Raw genomic sequence first — 4602 nt, forward strand, 5'->3', positions numbered from 1 at the left:
CCCCGCCAGCAGTGGGCGACGGCGGCGGGCAGATCATCGGCCGCGTCGATCCGCGCCCGGAACCCCGCCTCCAGCGCGTCCCGTTCGTCGGCGATCAGCGCCATGCCCGTCGCGTGGTCGGCCAGCAGCGCCCGGTGCAGCCGCTCATGCCGCCACCACAGGCTCTCGCCGTCATAGGTGTCGGTGGGCGCCGGCCCCACCGGCGGCGGGCCGGCTTCGAACAACACCGGCTTGAACAGGCTGGTGCAGGGCGCCGAGGTGGCGGTCACCCAATGCACGGCGCGCTCGCCCCCCACCTCCGACACCATCGAGGCCACCGACTGGCTGCGGCGCGGCCCCTGCGCCGCATGCATGCAGAGCGTCCGCCCCACCGTATTGGCCGGGCTCCAGTCGGCCGCCTCCCCGTGGTCGCGCAGGATGGCCATCATGGCGCCGGGGGTCAGGGCCGCGCCCGCCCCGTCCAGAAGCGCCTGCCCCCGCGCGCAGCGTCCGCGCCCGAAGCTTATGGCGTCGCGCGCCTCGTCGATCAGCCGGGCCGCCACATCGAACCGCCCGGCCCCCTGCGCCGCCAGCCCCGGACTGATCGCCGACCAGTCGGCCCCGATCGAATAGGCGTTGGACAACGACCGCCGCCCGGCGACCTTCTCCACCACCCAGTCGCGCCCCACCGTCTCCAGCACATAGGCCTCCCGCGCGTCTGCGATGATGAAGCCGTTGTGGTAGTAGAACCGCCCCAGGTGGCCGCAGTCGCCGCCCTGGCCGTGCTGTTCCAGCAAGCCGATGATCACCGCCAGCGCCTCACCCGCGCTCGCGCCGCGCTCCAGCCCCAGCCGCACCAGGTCCATCCCCGTCAGCGCCCGTTTGCGCTGGGCCGGGACGCGGGCATGCAGCGCCTCATTGCCGATCACCACCCCATGTTCATTGGCGCCCATCTCCGCCCCCCACATCCAGCAGGGCCGACTGATCAACACCGCCTGGGTCTGCGCCACGTCGGGGATGGTGATGTAGGTGAGCTTCAGATCCCCGCCGCCCGTCCGCCGCCGGTGCATCTCCAGCACCTGGGCCTCGTTGCGCTCCCGGTCGCTGTTCTTGGCGAACAGCAGCTTCCCGCGCGGGGTCTCGGAGGCCAGGGCTACAAGGGTGTCGCACATGGGGTGAGCTTATCGGGGCAAGAGAGCTTGTCGACGCCTCCCTCAACAAGTTCCGTCATCCCCGGCCTTGTCCCGGCCATGACGAGCAACAGGAGAAAGGAGGCCGCCGGCTTGACCGACTCCCGCCGCGCGATCAAAAGCGACCATGATCCGCCTCATCGCCACCGACCTCGACGGCACCCTGCTGCGGCGGGACGGCTCGATCTCGGCGCGCACGCGGCAAGCCCTCGCCAATGCGCGCGAAGCCGGCATCGCCGTGGCCTTCGTCACCGCCCGGCCGCCGCGGGATGTCCACCACATCGCCGACGACCTGGGGATCACCGGCATGGCGGTCTGCTCCAACGGCGCCCTGCTCTACGACCTGACCCAGGCCCGGGTGATGCGTCATGAGGCCCTGCCCACGGCGGTGGCCCTGGAGCTGATCGGCGAACTGCGCCGGTCCGACCCCGACTTCAGCTTCGCCACCGAGCACGGCCACAAGGTGGGCCGCGAGGACGCCTTCCCGCTCTCCATGTTCGACGGCTTCATCCACCACCACGAGCCCCGGGTGGAGCCCGTCCACAGCCTCTGCGACGAGGACCTGGTCAAGATTCTGGTCCACCATCCGGCCCACGAGATCGACGATCTGCACGCCCTGATCCGGTCCCTGGCCGGCGACCGCGTGGCCGTCACCCATTCGGGCGCCCCCTTCGTGGAGTTCGGCGCCCTTGGCGTGTCCAAGGCCAGCGGCCTGCTCCACCTGGGCGCCGATCTGGGGATCGAGGCCCACGAGATCATCGCCTTCGGGGATATGCCCAACGACATTCCCATGCTGATGGCCGCCGGCCGCGGTGTCGCCGTCGCCAACGCTCACGCCGCGGTGCTGGCCGCCGCCCGCGAGACGACCGCCGCCAACGAGGACGACGGCGTGGCCCAGGTGATCGAAACCCTGCTGGGGTGAAGCGACGCCGCCCGTAGATTTCAAGCTGGGCTGTCGGAACGAACACCGGGTTTGAGGCGCTGGTTGGGCCTCAATCTCCGGAGAAACGTTCATGCGAAATGCAATGGGGGCCCTTGCGGGCGCCGCTCTGACCCTGGCCCTCATGGGGGCCTGTTCCAAGCCCGCGTCTGAAACCGCGACCGACACCTCGGCCGCCGCCAGCGACGCCAGCGCCAACGCCATGGCCGCCGGGGGCGCTGTCTCGCCGCCCGCCGCCAACGACGCGGTGGACGCCGGCGCCACGGCCTCGGACGTCGCCCCCGAGGCGGCCTCCAACTCCTTCACCGAAGGCCAGGCCAAGGGCCACATCGAGAAGGCCGGCTACACCGACGTCACCGGCCTGATGAAGGGCGCCGACGGCATCTGGACCGCCAAGGCGATGAAGGACGGCAAGTCCATGGACGTGTCGCTCGACTTCAAGGGCGCCGTCACCGCCCGCTAATCTCAAAGCTTAGGAGCTCACCATGAGCCGCACTGTCTCACGTCTATTCAACAGCCACGCCGAAGCCATGACCGCCGTCTCCGAACTGGAACACGCGGGCATTTCCCACAACGATATCAGCCTGGTGGCGAGCAACGCTGACAACTGGCACGAGGGCCATCGCCACGACAAGGCCGACCTCGACGACGACAACGAGACCGCTGAAGGCGCGGCCGAGGGCGCCACCAAGGGCGGCCTGCTCGGCGCCGGCGGCGGCCTGCTGGCCGGTCTCGGCATGCTGGCCATCCCCGGCCTCGGCCCCGTGGTCGCCGCCGGTTGGCTGGTCTCCACCGTCGTCGGCGCCGCCGCCGGCGCAGCGGCTGGCGCGGCCACCGGTGGCGTGCTCGGCGCCCTGAAGGACGCTGGTCACTCCGACGAGGACGCCCACGTCTATGCCGAGGGCGTCCGCCGCGGCGGCGCCCTGGTCAGCGTCAAGGCCAAGGACGAGGACGCCGCACGCGTCGACCAGATCCTCAACCAGCACCAGGGCGTCGACGCCGTGACGCGCGGGACCGCCTACCGCGCCGATGGCTGGAGCCGCTTCGATCATGACGCGGCCCCCTACACCGCCGATGAAGTCCTCCGCGAACGCCAGCGCTACGGCGAGAGCCGCTCCTTCCTGAACCAGGACGGCCGCGACGACAGCATCGACACCGGTGGCGACCGCCGCCCCGCCGGGATTACCGCCCCGATCCCCGGCACGAACATCTAGGTCAGAGGCGCCGCCCAAGCCCACGGCGCTGAGAACCGCCAGGCCCTCCGGCTCGCACCGGGGGGCCTTTTGGCGTGGGCGCGGCCGGACTAGCGTCTCACCCCGTTCGCAGGAGAGAATCGCCGATGGCCCGCTTCATGATCATCCCCGAAGTTCACCTCGTCCTGATCCGCGACGGCCAGGCGCTCATGGGGCTTCGCCGCAACACCGGCTATGCCGATGGCCAGTACGGCCTGGTCTCCGGCCACGTTGACGGCGGTGAGACCTTCGCCGCGGCCATGGCCCGCGAGGCCCTCGAGGAGGCGGATCTGCGCCTCGCCCCCTCAGACCTGGTCCTCCTCCACACCATGCATCGCAAATCCGACAGCGAGCGCCTCTCCCTGTTCTTCCGCGCCCACACCTGGCCGGGCGAGCCGGTGAACATGGAGCCCGACAAGTGCGACGACCTGGGCTGGTTTCCGCTGGATCAACTGCCCGCCAACACCATCCCCTACATCCGCGCGGGACTGGCGCACGTGCTGGCCGGCGAGATCTATTCCGAGTTCGGGTGGGGATAAGCAGCGTCCTTCTCCCGCATGGGGAGAAGGAAACACAAGTCATCACCGCCGCGAGCCGCCCCCCGCTTGATCTGGCTCAGGGTGGGTGGACCCTGGCGGGTCTATCAAGGCCCGGAGCGCCGTCGCGACGCCCCCATCGAAGGACTGCGCCATGCTGGAATATCGGGTCGAAGCGCGCCGGGTCGACGCCCATGGCAGCCTGGCGACGACGAAGGAGGCTCAGATCCTGCTCGACACCGACGTGAAGGGGCGGCCGGACGCCTTCAACCCGGCCGAGCTGTTCCTCGCCTCCATCGCCGCCTGCATGATCAAGGGTGTGGAGCGGGTCACACCTCTGCTGGCCTTCGAGCTGCGCGGCGTGGAGGTGCGCCTGCACGGCGAGCGACAGGACAGTCCGCCGAAGATGGTCTCCATCGACTATGAGCTGATCGTCGACACCGACGAGAGCGACCACCGGTTGGAACTCCTGCACACCAATGTGCGGAAGTACGGGACCATCTCCAACACCGTCGCCACGGCCCTCCCCCTCACCGGCAGGATTGTTCGCAAGTCCGCCGCCCCGACGTCCGAGACCTAGTCCCGCAGCGCCGATGAAGCGGCCCTCGACACAGCGCAGCGGTCTCAGCGCCTGACCAACGGCGTCGTGCGATTGATCGAGACCTACGGTGTCAAACTTTCCTCCCCCGTTTACGGGGGAGGGGGACCGCCGATAGGCGGTGGAG

The 4602-nt window shown here is 69.9% G+C and carries 6 protein-coding genes; 5 read left to right on the forward strand and 1 reads right to left on the reverse strand.

All coding sequences use genetic code 11. The annotated features are described in order from the left end of the window. A partial coding sequence (locus OCL97_RS22360) for a peptidase C69 family protein (RefSeq protein WP_377371901.1) occupies positions 1-1151 on the reverse strand: 1151 nt, incomplete at its 3' end. 145 nt (positions 1152-1296) lie between these two features. Here OCL97_RS22360 and OCL97_RS22365 point away from each other — a divergent pair. The 5 genes from OCL97_RS22365 (at position 1297) to OCL97_RS22385 (ending at position 4457) form a co-directional block, all read left to right on the forward strand. Beyond that, on the forward strand, positions 1297-2091 hold the full coding sequence (locus tag OCL97_RS22365; RefSeq protein ID WP_377371902.1) for a Cof-type HAD-IIB family hydrolase: 795 nt from the start codon (positions 1297-1299) through the stop codon (positions 2089-2091). 91 nt (positions 2092-2182) lie between these two features. Continuing rightward, entirely contained in the window at positions 2183-2572 is a 390-nt protein-coding gene (locus OCL97_RS22370; RefSeq protein ID WP_304778926.1) for a hypothetical protein, read from the forward strand. A 22-nt stretch (positions 2573-2594) separates the two neighbouring features. Further along, the gene (locus tag OCL97_RS22375) at positions 2595-3323 is read left to right on the forward strand and encodes a hypothetical protein (protein WP_377371903.1); all 729 of its coding nucleotides are present in this window, start codon (positions 2595-2597) and stop codon (positions 3321-3323) included. Between the two features lie 125 nt (positions 3324-3448). Beyond that, positions 3449-3880, forward strand: a complete 432-nt coding sequence (locus OCL97_RS22380; protein WP_377371904.1) for an NUDIX hydrolase — start codon at positions 3449-3451, stop codon at positions 3878-3880. A gap of 151 nt (positions 3881-4031) precedes the next feature. Next, positions 4032-4457, forward strand: a complete 426-nt coding sequence (locus tag OCL97_RS22385; protein WP_377371906.1) for an OsmC family protein — start codon at positions 4032-4034, stop codon at positions 4455-4457. Positions 4458-4602: the final 145 nt, after the last annotated feature.

This window comes from Phenylobacterium ferrooxidans, from assembly GCF_042714595.1.
In the GTDB taxonomy this organism is placed as follows: domain Bacteria; phylum Pseudomonadota; class Alphaproteobacteria; order Caulobacterales; family Caulobacteraceae; genus Phenylobacterium; species Phenylobacterium ferrooxidans.

Coding starts and splice junctions, on each gene's coding strand:
- OCL97_RS22380 (WP_377371904.1), top strand. CDS start 3,449: ATGGCCCGCTTCATGATCATCCCCGAAGTTCACCTCGTCCTGATCCGC.
- OCL97_RS22385 (WP_377371906.1), top strand. CDS start 4,032: ATGCTGGAATATCGGGTCGAAGCGCGCCGGGTCGACGCCCATGGCAGC.
- OCL97_RS22370 (WP_304778926.1), top strand. CDS start 2,183: ATGCGAAATGCAATGGGGGCCCTTGCGGGCGCCGCTCTGACCCTGGCC.
- OCL97_RS22365 (WP_377371902.1), top strand. CDS start 1,297: ATGATCCGCCTCATCGCCACCGACCTCGACGGCACCCTGCTGCGGCGG.
- OCL97_RS22375 (WP_377371903.1), top strand. CDS start 2,595: ATGAGCCGCACTGTCTCACGTCTATTCAACAGCCACGCCGAAGCCATG.